The following is a 17,749-nucleotide window of genomic DNA, read 5'->3' on the forward strand; positions in this document are numbered from 1 at the left end:
GGAGCCGGGCGTGGAGCCTAAGGGAGTGTCAATAAATAACGTTTACAACTAGTGTGGGCGGATAACATAGTTCCATTCGCCATGGAAACGCGACGTCGTGATGTTAATGGTAGCCATCTCTTCCTCAGTTATTTTTCGTCCGGCGGTATAACTACGGCGGTTCAGGCGGCAAGCGACCTTCAAACCTTTGGCGGTAGTGGTGCTCGCTATTGAGCGCACGATCGTTTCATAGTCCCGCAACGGTTCGCCGCGCCAGTTGGAACTGATGAACGAGAATAATCGATGTTCCACTTTGTTCCACTTGCTGGTGCCTGGAGGAAAGTGGCATACCGCAACCGAAAGACCTGTCTGATCGGCAAAGCGCTGGAGCTCCCATTTCCACAGCCGTAGACGATAACCATTACTGCCGCCGCCAGATTCGCAGTAGCTTGGGCTATCGTGCAAGGGGCGGGCCTTTTCCCCATACCATAGGTTTAAGCCCGCGCTATGTTCGCTCAGGCAACAGCGCTTGTCGCCATTTCTCATGGAACACATCTTTATCGGGACCAGCGGCTGGTCGTATAAGAGCTGGGAAAAACATTTCTATCCGGCAGATGTTCCCAAGGCCCGCCATTTCGAGTTCTACACCACCCAGTTCCGGACCGTTGAAATCAATCTGACCTTCTACCGCCTGCCCACGCTGAACATGGCGCGAGGCTGGCGCGACAAGGCGCCGCCCGGCTTCGTGTATGCCATCAAAGGCAGCCGGTTCATTACCCATATGAAAAAACTCATGAACCTTGGACTCGGGTTGGGCAGATTTTTCAGCCGCCTTCGCCCGCTCGAAAAGCGTATCGGGGTCATTTTGTGGCAGTTGCCCCCTGTGCTGCGCAAGGATGGGCCGCGGCTTGGGAGATTCCTCAAGCGCCTGCCTGAGCGCTATGAGCACGCGGTCGAGTTTCGTCATCCCTCGTGGCTGGATGACGAAATCTTTTCGTTGCTCGAGCAGCGCCGGGTCGCGCATGTCTCGGTCAGTTCTCTGGGTATGCCGCCCAATTTCACTGTCACCTCGGGTGTGGTGTATATCCGGTTTCACGGGCTCGAAGGCGGCGCCGCCCACGATTACACTCGCGATGAATTAAAACCATGGGCCGGCCATATCCGGCAACAGGCGCGCCGCGGAAAAAAGGTGTTCGTCTATTTCAATAACGACGCGAATGTCCGCGCTCCCGGTAACGCGAAATTGCTGATAGAAATGACCGCCTGATTACTGCTCCAGCAGTTTCAGCAAGCCCGCTTCGTCGATAATCGTCAACCCCAGCTTTTGCGCCTTGTCCAGTTTGGACCCAGCCTCTGCGCCGGCTACCACGTAATCGGTCTTCTTGCTCACGCTGCTGCTGACCCTTCCGCCCGCTGTTTCGATCTTCACCGCCGCCTCTTCGCGTTTGAGTTTGGGCAACGTCCCGGTCAGCACGAAGGTTTTGCCGGCCAATGCCCCGCCCTTGGCTTTGGGGCGGAAGAGTTCGGATTTCAAGTTGACTCCTGCCGACTTGAGGCGTTCGAGCAGCTTGCGATTGCGCGCGTCTCCGTTCCATTGAACGATGCTTTGGGCAATCACATCACCGACCTCTTCACAGGCTGTGAGTTGCTCGACGCCCGAGGCAAAGAGGTCCTCTAATGTGGGGAAACAACGGCCCAAGGCCTTGGCGACGCCGGCCCCGACGTGCAGGATACCCAAGCCATAGAGCACTCGCCACATGTCACGGCCTTTGCTCTCACCTATTCCGCCGAGGAAAGTTTGCGCGGATTTTTCTCCCATTCGTTCCAAACCGGCCACGTCTGAAAGTTTTAACGAATAGAGGTCGGCCACGTCGCGCACCAGGCCGCTGCTGATAAGCTGGCGCGCCAGCGCTTCACCGCCGCCTTCGATGTCCATGGCCCCGCGAGCACACCAATGCTCGATGCGGCCCCGGATTTGCGCCGGGCAATCCGGGTTGAGGCATCGCCAAACCACCCCTTCATCGCCCTCGGCGATTCCCGCCGCTCGCGACACCTTCGAACCGCATTCCGGGCAGGATTGCGGAAAGCGGAATGGGATTTCCTTGCCGGTCCTGCGGGTCAGGACGACATCGACCACAGCCGGGATAACCTCTCCGGCCTTTTGGATCGTCACGGTATCGCCAATCCGGATGTCTTTTTGCCGGATATAATCTTCATTGTGCAGCGTGGCGCGGCTGATGGTGCTTCCGGCCAGGAAGACCGGATCGAGTTCCGCCACGGGGGTCAGCGCCCCCGTGCGGCCTACTTGGACGGTGATGGCCCGCAGCAATGTCTCCGCCTGCTCCGCAGCGTACTTATAGGCAATCGCCCAGCGCGGCGCTTTCGAGGTGAATCCGACTTGTTCCCGCTGGGCAAAGGAGTTGAGTTTGATCACCGCCCCGTCTGTTTCATACGGAAACTTGCGCCGGATTCTGTCGAGTTCCGCGATTGCCGCGACCAATTGCTCCGCGGAACGGCAATGCCAGGTATTGCCGGGGGTTTTAAATCCAAGCCTCTTAATTAATTCGAGCATCTCGGCCTGGCTTTCGGGCGGACGCGCCGCTCCCTCGATATGGCCAAGGCCGTAGACCAGGATGTCCAGCGGACGTTTGGCCACGATGCGCGGGTCCAATTGCTTGAGCGACCCGGCAGCGGCATTGCGCGGATTGGCAAAAGGCTCTTCCCCGGCAGCTTTGCGTTCCGCGTTGAGCTTTTCGAATCCGGCCTTGGTGAGGTACACTTCCCCGCGGACCTCGAGCAAGGAAGGAATCTCCTCATGCCCGGCCTGTCCTGCATCTGTGTGTTTGCCGCAGCCGCCTGCCGCTCCCGGCTGAGACCGCAGGCGGGCGGGGATGCTGCGGACCGTGCGCAAGTTGGCGGTGATGTCATCACCGATGGCGCCATCCCCCCGGGTAGCGCCGCAAGTGAAGTTGCCGTTTTGATACCGCAGGTTCACCGCCACCCCATCGATCTTCGGCTCGACAATCCAATCGAGGGCTTCTCCGGGTAAAAATCGTTGGACGCGGTGGACGAATTCAAGCAAGTCTTCCTGTGAATAGGTGTTGTCCAGACTGGTCATGGGAACCAAGTGACGGACCGGTTTGAACTCTTTCAGCGGCTGGCCGCCAACCCTTTGTGTGGGCGAGTCGCTGCTGATCAACTCGGGGAATTTTGATTCCAGAGCAATCAACTCGTGGTAAAGCCGGTCGTATTCCTGATCACTAATGGCCGGCTGAGCCAAAACGTAATAAGCGTAATCGTGGCGCCGGATTTCCTCGACGAGCTGAGCGTGACGTTGCCTGCCCTCATTGAGCGTCATGAACCAATAAGTAACCGGCCTGCCCGAAAATGCACGTCCAAAAGCCGGGAGGATTTGAACGCCCCGTACAAAAAGGCGAACCGGCCTTTAGGCCGGATCGCCGTGCCTCCACCTATGAAAAACGGGGCGGGGCCTTATCATTTAGCGCCGCCTCCGTAACCACAACGTGCGGGAGGAGGAGCCCTGCACAGGAGAACTAATGGCATGAATCATGCCAAAAATGTCACCCAACAAGCCAGGGCCGGTGGCACGGGTCGCCGACTGCCAGCCGGCGGTTCAGCCGGTTGCCAATCAGCGCTACCATGGTAACGCGGACTAACCCGCCGCCGAAGATGCCGGCGCCACTTTGACATACGCTGTAAAGCTGTAAAGCCAAGCGGCTTGTCAAAACCCACTTGCCTCACTACTCTCCTGCCGCATTATGGCTGATGTTTCACACTCGGAGAATGAGGCAACTCGTAAAAGGACCTCCCGCCGCTCACCAAAGCAGAAGACGCTTTTAGTGACTGGCTCCAGCGGTCTGATTGGCAGCGAGGTGGTCGCCTTTTTTAGCAAGCATGGATGGCGTGTCTGCGGTGTGGACAATAATATGCGGGCCGATTTTTTTGGACCTCAGGGAGATACCCGCTGGAACCGGGCGCGTCTCGAAGAGCAGTTCCCCAGTTACACACATTATGAGTTGGATATCCGTGATCGGCCAGCGGTGCTGAGGTTGCTGAGCGAGTTGAAACCGCACGCGACGATTCACACCGCGGCCCAGCCCAGCCACGATTTGGCCGCCAGCCGGCCTTGGGACGACTTTGATGTGAACGCCGTGGGCACGCTCAACCTGCTGGAATCAAACCGCCGCATTTGTCCGGAATCGCCATTCGTTCACATGTCCACCAACAAAGTGTATGGGGACGCGCCCAACGAGCTGGCGCTCCAGGAGACCGCGACGCGCTGGGACTACGCCGATGCAGCCTTTGCCGAGGGCATCCCGGAAAGCTTCCGCATCGATCAATCGCTCCACTCAGTTTTTGGCGCTTCAAAAGTTGCCGCTGATGTCATGGTTCAGGAATATGGCCGCTATTTTCAAATGCCCACTTGCTGTTTGCGGGGCGGCTGCTTGACCGGCCCGAATCACAGCGGGGTCGAACTCCATGGATTCCTGAGCTACCTGATCAAGTGCAATTTGGAGGGCAAGCAGTACAAGGTCTTTGGTTATAAAGGAAAACAAGTCCGCGACAATATTCATTCGCTGGATGTCGCGCGGTTGATGGCCGAGTTTATCCAGCGGCCACGCTGTGGCGAGGTCTACAACCTGGGGGGCGGCCGCGCCAATTCCATCTCGATTCTGGAGGCCTTGAAGCTGGCTGAAGACATCAGCGGCAAACCCATGCGCTACGAGTATTCCGACCAAAGCCGCAAAGGCGACCACATCTGTTACATTTCGAATCTGGGGAAAATCAGAAGCCATTATCCAAACTGGCAAATCACCCGCAGCCTCCAGAACATCTTTGAGGAAATCCACTCGTCCTGGCGCAATCGCAGCCGGAAAGAGGCGCCCCCCAAGACGACGGCCCACGCGGCATCAGTCCCTGGGGCCTGATGCCCGATGAGCCCATTGAGGATGTCCAGCCCTCACTGGATCATTTTGCCGGAGAAAATGCTTCCGTTATAGACCTGCATAGGCTGGGTGCCATCCGGCACAACAATCCACGTGATGGCGCCCATAATAACGGCACTGGTTAGCGTCCCATTCCCGTCCTTATAGAGGTGTTCATTGAGCAGGCAACTGCCCATGGAATGAGAATTCTGCGAGGTATAGACGTATTCAATCTTCCTGATTTGTGTCGCGACGGAATTGGTCAGGCCCATCCGCCCGAGGGTTGTATCGTCTGCAAAATACAGGAGCAACGGCACTCCCAGGACTGCGCCGTTGGTCCTGTTGATGACCTCGATGGAGTCGCCGCGTGGATCGCTGTTGAGGTGATACACCAATGCCACGCCATCGGGAGGGAGAAAATTTGCCTGGGCGTATGGTTGGACAAACATCTGGTTATTGACTCTGCGCGCGGCGAAAGAGCCGGAGGGCGCGTTGGAGACGCAGGCGCCGGTGAAAGTGAGCAGAAATTTGTGGTCTTCGGCCCGAGCGGTTGAGGCCGAAATTGCAGCAATGGCCAGCAGGCCTGCCAGGAGCTTGATCATATTCATGGGGTAGAATAAATCCCACGCGACGTTGGGAAATGGGGTCTGTTGCTTACTTACGCCGGGTAGAAACTCCAAGAACAAGCCCGCCGCATTCAATGCAATGCCAGGCCATGCCACTCCTGGATAGCCAATCGCCGCTGGGCCTGATAGATTAAGCGGACATGTCGTTTTCGTTCATTTTTCTGGGCTCAGGGACTTCGCAGGGCGTCCCCATCATCGGCAAAGATTATCCGGCCGAATTCCTCGCCAACCCCAAGAACCACAGAACCCGCCCGTCGATTTACGTCGAGACGACCCAGACGAGATTGGTCGTGGACACCACGCCGGAGTTTCGAATCCAGATGTTGCGCGAAGGGCTGGGTTTCCTGGACGCGGTGCTTTTCACCCATTCGCATGCCGACCACATCATGGGTTTGGACGATTGCCGCCGGGTGTGTGATCTGCGCGGGGGCACGGCCCTGCCCATCTATGCCGATGAACGGACCATGGCAGACCTGCGGCGGGTTTTTGCTTATGCGTTCCATAATGGTCCATGGCCCAAGGGTTACTTTATCCCTGAGCCGCGCCTTATCGACGGGCCGTTTGCCGTGGGCGACCTGGAGATTATCCCACTCCGGCTTCCGCATGGGCGCGCGGAGACGTTGGGATTCCTCTTTACTCAGGAAGACCGCAGCCTTCTGGCCTATTTGAGCGATTGCAAAGAGGTCCCCCCCGCTGTGATTGAAAAAATCCGGGGCGTGAGCGTGGTGGTCCTGGACGCACTGCGCCGATTGCCGCATCCGACGCATATGTCGTTGGATGAGGCCCTAACGGCAGCCCGGCGGATTGGCGCAGAACGGACTTATTTTACGCATTTAACTCACGACTATGACCATGACTCCGCGCAATCTGAGTTGCCAGAGGGAGTGGAATTGGCCTATGACGGCCTGAAGGTAAGAATCGAAGGTAAGAGAGTCATGCAAGTTGCCGTGCTTGAGGATGTTGCGAACAGCCCCCGGGCGGGTTGCGCACCTCAGGAAAGGGATGGGACCGGCCATTTTGCCGGCTCCCCTGCGCAAGAAAAAGAACTGCATGGTTGAACCGGAAGAGCAACCGGAATGTCGATGGTTTGTCTTTGAATGAAGTGGTTCCTGATAATGGGGGTGTTTGGTTACGCAGGGGTCTTTGCGCTGCAAGGGGCGGCTCCCGGAGACCAAGTCGTGGTGGTGTATAATTCACGCGTGCCGGAGTCCAAGGCAGTCGCTGAATATTACGCCCAAAAACGGCAGGTGCCGGTTCACCAGATTTTTGGTTTCGATCTTTCCACAAACCAGGAGATTTCTCGCGCCGAGTTTCGGGATTCATTCCAGCAACCGTTGGCCCAGAGAATTGCCGATGCAAAGCTATGGCGCATCGGTTCGCATATCACCCGAGCGACGGCAACACAACCTGGCCGTGTGGATTGGCTGCCGTTGGGGTCAAAGATACGCTATGCGGTGCTTTGCTATGGGGTGCCGATCAAAATTGCAAGCGACCCCAATCTCAAAGAAGAGGGCATGGAGAAACTACGTCCTGAAATGCGCCGCAACGAGGCCGCCGTCGATAGCGAGCTAAGCTTGTTGCCCTTGTTGGAGGAGCACCTGCCCTTGTCCGGGCCGCTGCGCAACCCTCTCTATGCGGCGACCAATAGCGCGCAGTTTCATCCCACCAACGGGGTGTTAATGGTGTCGCGCCTGGACGGTCCGAGCGCCGCCATCGCGCGCGGGTTGGTCGATAAGGCGATCCAAGCGGAGACAGATGGCCTCTGGGGACGGGCTTATTTCGATCTACGCAACACAACCGAGCCCGGCTACAAAATGGGCGATGATTGGATTCACGACGCGGCGGAAATCTGCAAGCACCTTGGATTTGAGACGGTTGTGGATGACAACCCCGGCACGTTCCAGGCCGGCTTTCCCATGAGCAACATCGCCATTTACATGGGCTGGTATGATGAGAACGTCTCCGGGCCTTTCACCGAACCGACAGTGGAATTTATGCCCGGGGCTTTTGCCTATCACCTGCACTCCTTCAGCGCAGCGGACTTGCGCAATCCCGAGCGATTTTGGACGGGCCCTTTGCTGGCCAAAGGGGCAACTATCACGATGGGCTGCGTGAATGAACCCTATCTGGCGGGCACACCGGAGCTGGCGGTGTTTGCGGCGCGGTTTTTCTTCAATGGCATGACCTTCGGCGAAGCGGCCTATGCCTCCCAGCCGGTGCTCTCCTGGCAAACCACCGTCGTGGGCGACCCGCTCTACCGGCCATTCGGCAAAAACCCGGACTTGGTCCAGGATGAACTTCAACAACGCCACAGCAAGCTGCTGGAATGGGCCTACCTGCGGCTCATCAACGTCAATCTTGCCATGGGAAAGAAAACTCTCGCCGATGCGGTCACGCTGTTGCAGGAACTTCCTACCACCAGCCAGAGCCCCGTGTTATCGGAAAAGCTTGGCGACCTCTACCTGGCTCAGGGCAAGCCCTCTTCGGCAGTTCACACCTATGCTCAGGCCCTCAAGCTCGGACCTTCCCCCCAAGCCCGCATCCGGCTGCTCCTAACGTTAGGCGAGAGGCTCGCCGCGTTGGACCGACCTGGCGAGGCCTGCGAGCAATATCAAATGCTGCTGCGGGATTTTCCCAATTACCCCCAAAAATCCAGCATCTATCAAAAGCTCCTGGCTCTTGCCCAAAAACTCCACAACACGGCCGAGATTGCGAAGTACCAGGCCGCCCTCGGCCAGGACCCGCAAGCCAAAAAGTGAGGGAGCACATGGTCCGCTCCACGACGGTTCGTGCGGACAGGTACGAGAGGAACAATGCTTCTATCCCCTGGCAATCGGGGTTCCCTGCTGCTTGCGGCCATCGAGGCATTGGCGCACCGCGCGGGCAAGCTGTGGCGGCACATACGGTTTGGAGAGGAAGACCGTGTCGCTCTGGCCGAAATCGCGGCCCATGATTTCCGGGCTGTAGCCGCTGCTGTAAATAACCTTCAAATCGGGTTTGCGCTTTTTAAGTTGCGCGGCCAGTTCCTTGCCGGTCATTCCTTCGGGCATCACCATGTCAGTCAGCAGCAGTTGAATCTCGCCGTTGAACTCATCCCAAATGCGCAAGGCCTCGACCCCGGACGCCGCCTGAATGACCTGATAGTCATATTGCTGCAAGACTTCGCAAACCAATTCCCGCAGGACTGGCTCGTCTTCCACCACCAGGATGGTTTCTTTTCCACCCCGGATGGGTTCGGCCGGGACGGATAATTCGGCCGGCGCTTCATCCGTGCGCGAGGTGATGGGAAAATAAATTTTGAATGTGGTCCCGGCTTCCACGCGGCTGGCGACCTCGATCCAACCCAGGTGCTGCTTCACGATTCCATAGACAGTCGCCAGGCCCAAACCGGTGCCTTTGCCGACCTCTTTTGTTGAAAAGAAAGGCTCGAAAATGCGGTCCAGGGTTTTTCGGTCCATGCCCAAGCCCGTATCTTGAACCAGGAGACAGACAAACTGTCCCGCGCGGGCATCCGGATGCTGGGCGGCGTAGGTTTCATCAATCTCAACGGTGGAGGTTCCGATGAGCAGTTTGCCTCCTTTGGGCATTGCATCGCGGGAATTGACCGCCAGATTCATCACGATTTGTTCGAGCATGCCGGCATCGGCTTCGACGCGCGGCAGGTTGGGCGCGTACTTGGCATCCAGTGTGATGTCCTCCCCCAGCAATCGCAAAAGCATGTTGGCCAGGTTCTGCAAAACCGCATTGAGGTCCAGGACCCTGGTCTGAAGAACCTGTTTGCGGCTGAACAGGAGCAATTGGCGGGTGAGCGTAGCGGCGCGTTTGGCAGCATCGGAAATCTGCTTGAGGGCGGTGGCTGAATGAGGATCCGCCTGGCACCGAGACAGCAGCGATTCAGTATAGCCCTGGATGACGGTCAAAACGTTGTTAAAGTCGTGAGCAACCCCTGCCGCCAATTGCCCCACTGACTCGAGCTTCTGCGCATGGCGGAATTGGGCCTCCAGATTCAGAACATCGGTAATATCGGTCCCGTAACAATGGACCACATGGTTGGCTACCACCGGGAAAAAAGACCAGGTAATGGTGCGCCCTGCGAGGCACACCTCTTCGCGCAGCCGTTTCTCGCCGCTGGCCAGGCATTCGCACGCAATCCCCGCAGCACTCGGTGGAAGAATCTCCAGCAGATTCTCCTTGCCCAGAGATCTGGCCATATCATGCGCCGCATCGTTCGAGTAAGTCACGCTGCCGTCGGCGGCGAACTCGAAAATAGGATTGGGATTTACCTGAGGAAAGGCAGCTAGTTTTTGAATGGCCTTCTCGGCCTGCTTGTGTTCGGTTATATCCGTCAAACTGCCGGACAGGCCCAGCACCGTTCCATCCGGATTGAAGGTGCGTTGGGCATAAACCTCCACCCAGCGGACGGTGCCGTTTTTGGTCAGAAATCGCGTTTCGTATCGGCAGTAATCGACTTTGCCCTCGATAAGCTGAAGAAAGATGTGCCGATTATGCTCCCGATCTTCCTCATGGAGGTACTCAACAAAAAATGAGCCAAGGGTCGGCTTGACTTCAAAACCGGTTACCACCGTCCAGGCGGGGTTGAGGAAAGTCCAATGCCCGAACTCGTCCATTTGGAAGATGACTTCCTTTATATTCTCGACCACCGAGCGGTATTTGACTTCGCTGGCGTCCAGGGCCTCCTCGGAGCGCTTGCGCTCGATACACAGGGAGATGCCGTTGGCCACTGAGCCCATCTCCTGGCTGATGGCGTCGCTGAGTGGCTGTTGCGAAAAGATGGACATCAACCCCACCAGCTTGTCTTCCAATACCAGCGGATAAGCCGCATAGGAGGCGAGGCCTTCCTTTTTGATCCACCCCTGGTCCACGATGCGCTCGTCATGGGCCAGTTGTTTGATTACAAGCGGCTTTCCTTGGCTGAGGGAATCGAGGTCCAGGCAGACCTCGGGCCAGGGATGCGCTGGTTGGTTGGGTCTGATGATCTGCCCGGCGGCGGCACGTGTGTCGAAGCAACCTTTGCGCGGATCGAAGGTGGCAATTTGCGCGAGGGCCGCGTTGAGGAACTGAGCCATAGCCTTGGCGCAGCGATCGAGAATGACTTCGAGCGAATCGCGGCGCGTCAAGGCCAGCCCTACCTCAGCCCCAAAGGCGGCCAGGCGCGCCTGCTCGAATGCAGCGACAGCCGCCGCCCGTTTGCGCTGAATGGCATAGCGGATACTCCGTTCCAGCGATTTAGCATGGAGGTCGGCCTTGACCAGATAATCGGCGGCGCCGGCCTGCATGGCTTCCAGATCGACCTGATGCTGGCCGGAGCCCGTCAGCAAAATGACGGGAGCCGAGCAGCCCCGCTCGATGGCAGCTCGCAGGAGTTCCACACCGTTTTGTGCCCCCAGCCGGTAATCTAACAGCGCCACGTCGTGCTGGTTGCGGCTCAGGTTTTCCAGCCCGGTGTCGAATGTCTTTACCCAATCCAAGACGAAACGCTGTCCCGGGATTTCAGAAAACAACTCACGCGCCAGGATGTAATCATCTTCATCGTCTTCGACCAACAAGACTCGGATTGTCTCCCCCGGGTTCATGCTCGCTTCATTTGGCTGCAGGCAATTCCACCGTTTTGAACCAATACTGTCCGAGGACTTTCATAACCTCAACCAGCGCCTCGAATTGGAATGGCTTTGATATAAAAGAATTGGCGCCCAGCTCATAAATGGCCCCCACATCCGTGTCGGCCTTCGAAGTCGTCAGCACGACAATAGGAATGCGTTTGAGGTCCGGGTTGGCCTTTATCTCGCGCAGGGCTTCGCGCCCATCCTTGCGCGGCATATTCAAATCCAGAAGGATGAGCGCCGGACGCGGAGAACCCTCAACCTGCTCGTACTTGCCTCGATGCCAGAGGTAATCCAACAACTCTTCCCCGTTCTCGACGAAGTGCAGGTCGCCCGGCACCTTCGATTCGGCCAGGGCATCGTGGGCCAACAAGCGATCGTCGTCGTCGTCATCGGCCATGAGAATAACGCAGGTTTTGGTTTGAGCTGTCATAAGGGTGTTTCTGCTTTGGCCTGCCGTACAGGCAATGTGATGATGAAAGTGGCCCCTTGGCCTGGTTTGCTGTGCGCCAGGATATTGCCGTGGTGACGGTCCACGATTCTTCGGCAAACCGCCAGCCCCACGCCCGTCCCCTCATATTCCCCACGGCCATGCAGCCGTTGAAATACCGCAAAGATGCGGTCCAGGTACTTTTCGTCAAAGCCGATGCCGTTGTCCTTGAAGCTGAGTTCGCACCATGGCTCTCCGGAGGGAGTGGTATAGGCGCGGCTGGTGATCTGGACTACAGGGACGGCGCCGGGGGGCTGGAACTTCAAAGCGTTGCTGATCAGGTTGAGCAGGAGTTGGCGCATCTGCATCGGGTCGGCCTCGATGGTCGGCAGAGGGCCCGCTTCGATTTTGGCGCCGGTCTTTTCTATTCGCACTTCCAGATCGCTGAGCACCTCATTGGCTACCCCCGTCAGGTCCACCTCCACGAACGGCTCGGAGCTTCGAATGACCCTCGAGAAAGCCAGCAGGTCATTGATCAGCGTGCGCATGCGTGTAGCCGCGCTCTGCATGCGGTCCAGGTAATCCCGGATTTCGGGAGATTGGATGGATTCGCATTTGACTTTCAAGCGGTCGCCAAAGGCCTGGATTTTGCGCAGTGGCTCCTGCAAATCATGCGAGGCCACAAAGGCGAACTGTTCCAATTCCGCGTTGGAGCGCGTCAATTCCGCGGCCTTTTGGGCAAGGGTTTCTTCCACGCGCTTGCGCTCGGTGATGTCCTTGAAGACCAGCACCGAGCCAACCATCCGCCCGTCCTGCGTGATGGGGGTCTTGACGTATTCAACCGTGAAGCAGCTCCCATCTTTGCGATGAAATACCTGCTCGCCCGGGCTTTGGCTGCCCAACTCCGCATGGCTTTTGCCGTTTTCGCCATTGGCGAAAAAAATCTCCTGCTCACTTTTTCCGATGAGTTCGGTCACCGGCCAGCCGGTGAGTTTGGCCACCGTCGGATTGACGAAGGTGGTCTTGCCTTCCTCATCCAGGCCGCAGATGCCTTCACCGGCTGCGTTGAGGATCATCTCATAGCGGCGCTGCAGGCTGTGCAATTCTTGCGTTCGAGCCTGAACGTGCAATTCCAGCACGCTCTTGGAACTTTCCAGTTCCTGGCGTCTTTGGGCCAGGGCTCTCTCGGCCCGGTTGCGTTTGTCCAGTTCTTCCTGCAACCCCGTGTTGTTAGCCGCCAGAGTTTTGAGGCGCGACTCTAACTCGGCCTGACGCACCAGCAGCCCATCTTTGACCCGCCGCGTCTCGTTGAGTTGGCTCTGTAGTCCGGACGCGTTGGCCTGCAATTCGTCCGCCCTCTGGTGGAGCCGGCCGGCAAAGCGGCGGCGCCAGGCGGCGGCGGCGTAAAATAGCGGCGCCAGAGAGCCGACTCCTCCCAGCCCAGCAACCGTCGTAACACTCACCGCTATTTGGTCCATCCGGCGCAACAGGGCAAAATTCTCCTCTGCTGCCCCAAGCCCGCCTCGCAACTCAACCTCAACGGCCTTGTCGTGAAGCGTGCTTTTGCCGTAGGAGTAAATCAGAATGCTCAAACCCACTGTCGCGGCCAGGACAAGCCCCGCAAAAAAAATAGAGCGCCGGATGGCCGCGCCGCCTTCTTCGGCTGCACTCGAAACCATCTCGTCGTTCCATGCTACCGCGTTACTCATTTTTGTCTGGCGGGATCACTAGCGGTCCGGCGGCTTTGGGTTCTGCACCGCGACTGGTTAGGACCGAAGGAATCTGCAATTGAGATAGCAAGCTATACGCCAAAGCCTTGCAGTGACGAGCCGTTGGAATTCGGGGGCCTGCGCGACCTGGACGGTTTACAAATATTCTCAATTGTCTTTTAATGAGACAGAAATGTGCCATAAGAAGACGGCTCCAAACGGATTTGCAGCGCTTGCCCCCAGGCTTCGGGTTCCCGAGGCTTTATTATTCAAGCCTGAATGGTCAGTTCTGAGACTCCTGCGGTTATGAATGAAGGCATTGAGAGCCTCGGCATTATCGCCGGTAATCGGTCGTTGCCTCTGGTCTTTGCCCGGCAGGCCCGCGCGCTGGGTGTCAAACGCCTCGTGGCCGCCGCTTTCGAAGGGGAGACCGACCCCGCTCTTGCTCCGCTGGTCGATGAAATCGTCTGGCTTAAGGTTGGCCAACTCTCGAAAATGATCGCCGCTTTCACCAAACGCGGCATCACCCGTTGCGTTATGGCCGGTCAAATCGCCCCGAGAAACCTTTACGACATCCGTCCCGACCTCCGCGCGATGGCCCTCCTGCTTCGGCTCAAGGAGAAGAATGCCCATACCATCTTCCCCGCAATTGCTGGCGAACTCAAAAAGGATGGCATCGAGCTCATCGAAGCCACCCCTTGGCTCAAGTCATTGATGCCCGCCACCGGGTTCCGGCTCGGCCCCAAATTGTCCGGCGCGCAGCAGGCTGGCCTCGTCCTTGGTTTCCGCATAGCCAAAGAGATTTCGAGATTGGACATTGGCCAGACCGTTGTCGTCAAAGAAGGCGCCGTGCTGGCCGTCGAGGGATTTGAAGGCACCGATGCGTGCCTCGAGCGCGGAGGCCAACTGTCCGGACGCCAGGGCGGGGCCCTGGCAGTCAAGGTAGCCAAGCAAAACCATGACCTGCGCTTCGATATCCCCTGCCTTGGGCCCGAGACAATCCAGACCTGCGCCGCAGCGCGGATTTCAGCGCTGGGTTTCGAGGCCGGCAAGGCCTTGCTGCTGGAACTGGAAACTTGCCAAGGGCTGGCCGAACGCCATAAGATTACGATCACTGCGATCAACTGATCGGGACCCAGTAAATCCATCAACTCTTATCCGGATGTTAACCTCTCACGAAATCCTCGGTTTCATGTCGCAATCTCTGGCCCTCGAAATCCTCACCTTTGCCTATGAGGAGGACAAGCCGCTCTACCGCGCCACGCTCGGAGCGGTGGCCGAATCGCGCAAGCTGCGGCCCGTTTTTATGGAACGCCAGCCCCGCGCCCAACGCCACACCGCCATGCTCGCCACCCTGGCCAAGCCCGCCCTTGAACCGGTTACCGGCAACCTCATCCGCACCTGGCTGCTCAAAAAATACAAGCCCATGCTGGCCGATTTCCTCGATGCCCTGGCCATTCCCCACAAAGACGGCGTGGTTGACGACCTGCCCAACACCATGGACGATGCCAAACTCCATGCGGCAATTGATGCGTTGGTGGCCAAATACCCGCCCGAGGTTGTCGCGGTCTATCTCAATGCGTTCAATGAAATGAATGATGTCGAATGGGCCAACCTCAAGCAGATGCTTGAAACCGACAAACGCCTCCAACTGGGCGGCTAGGCCTCCATCTAAAAACCAGCCCCGTGTTCGGGGCCTTCAAAAGAGGAATTGTATGGGTTATCAAAGGTCCTCCACGAGTTGGCAAGCGGCTGGAATGGGCTTATGTTCGGCCAAAAGATGACTGCTGGCCGCTAAGATTAATTCAATGTATGACTCGTGCGCTGCAAGCCATAAGCCCTGTTGAGCTATGAGGAAACAATTATATTCAGCCGTCGCGGCGGTATCACTGGTTGCCGCGTGGGGCCCGGGCGCTTGCGCAAAGGACCCTCCCGCCGGCCTGGACCTGGTCCGGCAGCTTAATCGCGCCTTTGAAGATGTTGCCGAGAGGGTGTCACCGGCGGTGGTGGTGATTAACGTCGTCCAGAAAACTACCAGCCCTTCCTCGGAAGGCGAAGAGGACGATTCGTTTCAGGGGCTGCCGCCGGGTTTCTGGCGCAAGTTCCACGAACAATTCAAACGGCAAATGCCTGACGAAAGCCGCGCGGAGGGTTCAGGTATTATCGTTCGCGACAACGGCTATATCCTGACCAACGGCCATGTAATCCAGGACGCCGAAAGCATCCAAGTCCGTCTGCAGGACGGGCGTGTCTTTAAAGGGGTCCTTCGCGGGATCGATTCCCAATCGGATGTGGCCGTCATCAAGATCGAGGCCGGCGGGTTGCCTGTCGCCAAGCTGGGAGATTCCAATAAGACACGCGTGGGGGAATTCGCCATTGCCATCGGGGCGCCATTCAGCCTCGATTACAGCGTCACGTTCGGCCACATCAGCGCCAAAAGCCGCTCCGTTATCGAGGGCTACGAAGGCGCAGGGATGGACCAGGATTTCCTCCAGACCGATGCGTTGATCAACCCGGGCAACAGCGGCGGCCCGCTGCTCAATATTGAAGGACAAGTCATCGGCATCAACACCCTTATCCGCGGATTGCACACCGGCATTGCCTTCGCCATCCCCAGCAATCTGGCCCGCGAGGTGGCCGACCAAATCATTGCCTATGGCAGATTTAGCCGGCCCTGGCTCGGCATTTACATCCAATCGCTGCGCGAGAATGCGGATCTGCGCCAGCAATTCCGCGACATTAACGACGGTGTCGTTATTTCACGGATTCTGCCTAAAGGCCCCGCTGGCAAATCCAACTTGAAACCAACGGATGTCATCCTGGCCATTGACGGCCAGCACGTGAGCACCGCCGAGCAACTCCGGGCCGCGATTCGTGAAAAGAAGATCGGCAGGCCAGTTCGGCTGGATGTGTTCCGCGACGGCAAGACCATTGAGGTCTCCGTGAGCCCTGGTGAATATGTCGATCCGACGCCCGTTGCCGTGGAAACCAAGGCGCCCACAAAAGGGCCTGCCGGCGCTATGGCGGACCTGGGCATCACGGTCAAGCCTCTGACCCCTGAGCTGGCCAGCCAGTTCGGCGTGGACACCGCCCGGGGAGTGGTCATCGCTGCGGTGGAACGAGATTCGCCTGCCGGGCGCAAAGGCCTCAAGCCGGGCGAGATCATCACCTCGATAAACCGGCGGCAGATCAGCTCGCCCAAGGAGTTCCGCGAGGCCCTCAAAACGTTGGATTTGGACAAGGGTGTTCTGGTTGACCTGCTGAGCAGCGAAGCAGCCCGTTTTGAGATTCTCAAACGCACCGAGCCCTAGAGCCTGTTTGAGTTGCAGTTTTTTCTGCGCTGGGCTACTTAGAGCCCCATGCGATTCATCGGCAGCGTCATCGAGAAATTGCAGCGACATCCCAAGCGCATCGTATTTCCGGAAGGAACCGACCCGCGCGTGCTCCAGGCTGCTCGCCAATATTTCTCGCTCCAACTGGGCGCCCCGATTCTTCTGGGGGATCGCTCCAAGATTAAGGAGATGGCCCGGACCCTGAACATCCCTTTGGAGGGAATTCGGGTTATTAATCCCGCCGAAAGCGAAGACATCGAGAGCTTTGCCCGCCGCTTCGAGGTGCTGCGCCGCTACAAAGGCCTCAAGAGCAACGAAGCCCGTGACGCCATTCTCCAGCCCAATTTTTTCGGGGCGATGATGACCGCCATGCACCAGGCCGACGGCCTGGTCTCGGGCGCCGCCCAGACTTTCGGGAGTGTCCTGCGCCCGCTTTTGCAGATCATCAAGGTCGCTCCGCAAACCACCACCGCCTCCAGTTGCCTGATCATGGAAGTGGAGGATTCCCGCTACGGCGAGAATGGAGTTCTCTTTATGGCCGATTGCGGGGTAATCCCCCAACCCACCGTCGAGCAGTTGGCCGACATCGCCGTTTCGACCGCCCGGCTTGCGCGCCACCTCATGGGTGTGCGGCCTCGGGTTGCGTTGCTCTCATTTTCGACCAAAGGCAGTTCGCGAGACCCATCCATCGGGCGCATTCAGGCCGCCGCTGCCCTGGCTCAAAAGCAGGCCCTGGAAAAGCAGGTCGATGCCCTGTTCGAGGGCGAGCTGCAGGCCGATACCGCCATTGTGCCGGAGATTGCCCAGCGAAAATCACCAGAGGGCAAGATCATGGGCAACGCGAACGTGCTTATTTTTCCAGATCTCAACTCAGGCAACATCGCCAGCAGGCTGGTCCGCCATATTGCGCGGGCGAATGCTTATGGCCAAATCCTTCTGGGCCTGGACCGGCCTGCTGCGGATGTTTCACGCGGCTCGACCGCGCATGATATCCTTGGTGTGGCTGCCATTGTCGGAGTTCAGGCCATCGGTTATCACCTGCTTTATCCGGGCGCGGGCCAGAAATTGCCCGGTGAAGAAGAACCGGTTCCGGCCTAGCGCAACGG

The 17,749-nt window shown here is 58.0% G+C and carries 13 protein-coding genes and 1 pseudogene; 8 read left to right on the forward strand and 6 right to left on the reverse strand.

Going from position 1 to position 17,749, the window contains the following annotated elements:
* Positions 1-48: 48 nt before the first annotated feature.
* Positions 49-414 (reverse strand): annotated as a pseudogene (locus VG146_05915) (ISAzo13 family transposase).
* 109 nt (positions 415-523) lie between these two features.
* On the opposite strand from VG146_05915, the gene VG146_05920 reads away from it, so the two are divergent.
* A complete protein-coding gene (locus VG146_05920) occupies positions 524-1,246 on the forward strand; it encodes a DUF72 domain-containing protein (protein ID HEV2391884.1) in 723 nt (240 codons plus the stop codon).
* On the opposite strand, the gene ligA is transcribed toward VG146_05920, so the two are convergent.
* On the reverse strand, positions 1,247-3,337 hold the full coding sequence (ligA, locus tag VG146_05925; protein HEV2391885.1) for an NAD-dependent DNA ligase LigA: 2,091 nt from the start codon (positions 3,335-3,337) through the stop codon (positions 1,247-1,249).
* Positions 3,338-3,839: 502 nt separating this feature from the next.
* Between ligA and VG146_05930 the strand changes: the two genes are divergently transcribed.
* Entirely contained in the window at positions 3,840-4,928 is a 1,089-nt protein-coding gene (locus VG146_05930; GenBank protein ID HEV2391886.1) for an NAD-dependent epimerase/dehydratase family protein, read from the forward strand.
* A 32-nt stretch (positions 4,929-4,960) separates the two neighbouring features.
* Here the strand turns inward: VG146_05930 and VG146_05935 are convergent, their stop codons facing one another.
* A complete protein-coding gene (locus VG146_05935; GenBank protein HEV2391887.1) occupies positions 4,961-5,533 on the reverse strand; it encodes a hypothetical protein in 573 nt (190 codons plus the stop codon).
* A gap of 158 nt (positions 5,534-5,691) precedes the next feature.
* On the opposite strand from VG146_05935, the gene VG146_05940 reads away from it, so the two are divergent.
* Complete coding sequence (locus VG146_05940; GenBank protein ID HEV2391888.1) at positions 5,692-6,609, forward strand: MBL fold metallo-hydrolase; 918 nt, start codon at positions 5,692-5,694, stop codon at positions 6,607-6,609.
* A gap of 39 nt (positions 6,610-6,648) precedes the next feature.
* Positions 6,649-8,310 carry a TIGR03790 family protein gene (locus tag VG146_05945; GenBank protein ID HEV2391889.1) on the forward strand — a complete coding sequence of 554 codons (1,662 nt, stop codon included), beginning with the start codon at positions 6,649-6,651 and terminating at the stop codon, positions 8,308-8,310.
* Between the two features lie 60 nt (positions 8,311-8,370).
* On the opposite strand, the gene VG146_05950 is transcribed toward VG146_05945, so the two are convergent.
* Genes VG146_05950 through VG146_05960 form a run of 3 tightly spaced genes read right to left on the reverse strand, consistent with a single transcriptional unit; the run spans position 8,371 to position 13,311 of the window.
* Positions 8,371-11,145: a response regulator gene (locus VG146_05950; GenBank protein ID HEV2391890.1), complete on the reverse strand. Its 2,775-nt coding sequence runs from the start codon at positions 11,143-11,145 to the stop codon at positions 8,371-8,373.
* A gap of 7 nt (positions 11,146-11,152) precedes the next feature.
* Positions 11,153-11,605 carry a response regulator gene (locus VG146_05955; protein ID HEV2391891.1) on the reverse strand — a complete coding sequence of 151 codons (453 nt, stop codon included), beginning with the start codon at positions 11,603-11,605 and terminating at the stop codon, positions 11,153-11,155.
* Positions 11,602-13,311, reverse strand: coding sequence for an ATP-binding protein (locus VG146_05960; protein HEV2391892.1), 1,710 nt, complete (start codon positions 13,309-13,311; stop codon positions 11,602-11,604). The genes VG146_05955 and VG146_05960 overlap by 4 nt, the downstream gene beginning before the upstream one ends.
* Before the next feature lie 306 nt (positions 13,312-13,617).
* On the opposite strand from VG146_05960, the gene lpxI reads away from it, so the two are divergent.
* From lpxI to VG146_05980, 4 genes are all read left to right on the forward strand, one after another.
* Positions 13,618-14,439 (forward strand): UDP-2,3-diacylglucosamine diphosphatase LpxI, encoded by an 822-nt coding sequence (gene lpxI / locus VG146_05965; protein ID HEV2391893.1) that lies wholly within the window; start codon positions 13,618-13,620, stop codon positions 14,437-14,439.
* Positions 14,440-14,473: 34 nt separating this feature from the next.
* Positions 14,474-14,974 (forward strand): hypothetical protein, encoded by a 501-nt coding sequence (locus VG146_05970; GenBank protein ID HEV2391894.1) that lies wholly within the window; start codon positions 14,474-14,476, stop codon positions 14,972-14,974.
* A 187-nt stretch (positions 14,975-15,161) separates the two neighbouring features.
* On the forward strand, positions 15,162-16,622 hold the full coding sequence (locus VG146_05975; protein ID HEV2391895.1) for a trypsin-like peptidase domain-containing protein: 1,461 nt from the start codon (positions 15,162-15,164) through the stop codon (positions 16,620-16,622).
* A 48-nt stretch (positions 16,623-16,670) separates the two neighbouring features.
* Positions 16,671-17,741 carry a phosphate acyltransferase gene (locus VG146_05980; protein HEV2391896.1) on the forward strand — a complete coding sequence of 357 codons (1,071 nt, stop codon included), beginning with the start codon at positions 16,671-16,673 and terminating at the stop codon, positions 17,739-17,741.
* Positions 17,742-17,749 lie beyond the last annotated feature (8 nt).

The sequence above is a fragment of the Verrucomicrobiia bacterium genome (genome assembly GCA_035946615.1).
Taxonomy (GTDB): Bacteria; Verrucomicrobiota; Verrucomicrobiia; order Limisphaerales; family UBA8199; genus DASYZB01.

Excerpts from the sequence above, each read along its gene's own strand:
- VG146_05920 (HEV2391884.1), top strand. The coding sequence starts at position 524 with ATGGAACACATCTTTATCGGGACCAGCGGCTGGTCGTATAAGAGCTGG.
- ligA (HEV2391885.1), bottom strand. The coding sequence starts at position 3,337 with ATGACGCTCAATGAGGGCAGGCAACGTCACGCTCAGCTCGTCGAGGAA.
- VG146_05935 (HEV2391887.1), bottom strand. The coding sequence starts at position 5,533 with ATGAATATGATCAAGCTCCTGGCAGGCCTGCTGGCCATTGCTGCAATT.
- VG146_05940 (HEV2391888.1), top strand. The coding sequence starts at position 5,692 with ATGTCGTTTTCGTTCATTTTTCTGGGCTCAGGGACTTCGCAGGGCGTC.
- VG146_05945 (HEV2391889.1), top strand. The coding sequence starts at position 6,649 with ATGAAGTGGTTCCTGATAATGGGGGTGTTTGGTTACGCAGGGGTCTTT.
- VG146_05950 (HEV2391890.1), bottom strand. The coding sequence starts at position 11,145 with ATGAACCCGGGGGAGACAATCCGAGTCTTGTTGGTCGAAGACGATGAA.
- VG146_05955 (HEV2391891.1), bottom strand. The coding sequence starts at position 11,605 with ATGACAGCTCAAACCAAAACCTGCGTTATTCTCATGGCCGATGACGAC.
- VG146_05960 (HEV2391892.1), bottom strand. The coding sequence starts at position 13,311 with ATGAGTAACGCGGTAGCATGGAACGACGAGATGGTTTCGAGTGCAGCC.
- lpxI (HEV2391893.1), top strand. The coding sequence starts at position 13,618 with ATGAATGAAGGCATTGAGAGCCTCGGCATTATCGCCGGTAATCGGTCG.
- VG146_05970 (HEV2391894.1), top strand. The coding sequence starts at position 14,474 with ATGTTAACCTCTCACGAAATCCTCGGTTTCATGTCGCAATCTCTGGCC.
- VG146_05975 (HEV2391895.1), top strand. The coding sequence starts at position 15,162 with ATGAGGAAACAATTATATTCAGCCGTCGCGGCGGTATCACTGGTTGCC.
- VG146_05980 (HEV2391896.1), top strand. The coding sequence starts at position 16,671 with ATGCGATTCATCGGCAGCGTCATCGAGAAATTGCAGCGACATCCCAAG.